Origin of the sequence: Elioraea rosea (assembly GCF_007644105.1) — a bacterium.
Taxonomy (GTDB): domain Bacteria; phylum Pseudomonadota; class Alphaproteobacteria; order Acetobacterales; family Acetobacteraceae; genus Elioraea_A; species Elioraea_A rosea.
In genome coordinates this window covers 1-1,859 of record NZ_VFAC01000086.1, presented here as the reverse complement: position 1 = coordinate 1,859, position 1,859 = coordinate 1, and the positions used below count along the sequence as shown (strand labels likewise).

The 1,859-nt window shown below is 50.5% G+C and carries 1 protein-coding gene; it reads right to left on the bottom strand.

From position 1 onward, the window contains the following. A partial coding sequence (locus FIF60_RS21975; RefSeq protein ID WP_204251282.1) for a hypothetical protein occupies positions 1–213 on the bottom strand: 213 nt, incomplete at its 3' end. Positions 214–1,859 lie beyond the last annotated feature (1,646 nt).

Genomic DNA, 1,859 nt, shown 5'->3' with positions numbered 1-1,859 from the left:
CTCGTCAGCCGATTGAGCAGAGATCGCACCAATTCCACGCGCACGTAGTGTCCGTAAAAGAACACGCGAAATAGCCGGCTCGTCATCGACGACGAGAACGTTAATTTCATAATTATTGAATTCATCTCGTATACATTTACTGACATTAGTATGTATATTATATCCCATGCTATTTTGTGTAGCACGTTGATCGCAAGTCGTCATTCTGTACATTGCTCTCACCTTATTTGACACGATTCATCCAGAACTATACAAAAATTCTCAGCAGTATTATTGAAGCACGCGGCATTCGAGATATAAGAACTTCACTTACAGTCATTACGTCCCTCCAAGCCACCGTTGCCGATGCCGCAAACGTATCAAAGGCGCCTCCATTCAACGCGTGAGATCCCCATTAGGGAACGTTAGATCTTTAGAAATCATTTCGTAGTATAGGATTTTTGTCCGTAACGATCGGTTTTTTGACCTATCGTAGGAGCACGATCCAGACAATCCTCTTAGCAGACCACGCGGGCGATGGAATGACGCGTAAGCGGGACAGGCCGGTGATTACGACGAAGATGCTTGACGCGGGAGAGGGGCTTTGTTGGCCGCTTTCCCGGCGAACCTTTCTTGGCGAACTGCAGGCGCGTCGACTGCTAATTTCAAAGTTTTTAAATCAATGCTGGCGTCTATTGAGCCAACTGAACGTGAAACGCATCAAGATCAAGAGCAATGGAGTTGACCCATTCATTTGTTGAACTCATAAAATATATTTGCCTCTTCAATACATAAAATTTTCCTGATTTCGAATCATCAAATTAAACACCTAAATATCTTCGTGTTACGCTAAGCAATATGCATCATGAACAAATTTATTTTTTGAAAGAAGACTTGACTTATTCTTACAATCTGAGAACACAATTTTTCTGTGAGATCGTAGTCTTTAAACAGCTTGTCCTGGAATGACTTTATCATGGCTCGTCGGCCTCGGTTGGTTTCAATCGCAGCAAAAACAGGCCTTGGTATGGCGTGGGGAGATCCCGAAAGCTCCTCAAAAAGGCGGCACATTTGCCATTCTAGGGCGGCACATGGCGCGCAAAGGTGCCCAATCAGTTGCGCAAACTCAGGCGCAGCGTAAGATTGACGTTGACTGTATTCGCATTTGGATCATCTGATTCTTCCAAACCGGTGGTAATGACACCCCCGGCAGATTTTCTATGGCGGATGAAAAGGCTAAAGTTCACCTTTGCGACGAAATGTTGCGTCATATACTAAGGACCTCAAAGCACGACGTACCTACTAAAACGCCCCCTTTGCGGGGGCGGTCTCGGAAAAAATCCCCTGCTTCTGAAGAAAAACGAAGGGGCTGACCGCCATTTCACGTCGTTCCAAACCATCAATCAGTAACAAAGCCTAGATATGGCCGACCTTGCTGAGCCGCAACAAATCACCCCCGCACTGAGGCCGGCTTCCGTTTTCACAGCGGATGGTTTACTGACCATGCACAACAACACTCGAGACGGGCTTCTGTCGCGGGCAAATTTGCGTCGCGTTGGTTGTTCACGGAAAGGCTCCAATGGTGCTGCGCAGGTTTGAGTAGCGAGCGCGGGGAGTTGATCTAGAATTGCGCACTTTGTGAATTATCCGGCGCTCACCCGGTCAATCGGCCCGCTCGATTGCGGGGCCTCACACTGCGACGCTATTCACCACCCCCGCGTTGACTTCCGCGCCGGGCCGCGCCACCACCGCCGGCATGGACCAGCCAGATGAGAGACCCGCAGCGCCGCGTCAGCGCGCCGCGGCACCGGCCGAGGCGCCGGCGCTGACGGAGGCGGGCCTCGCCGCCAAGGCTGCCCGGGAGGCCCGCAGCGCGGCCG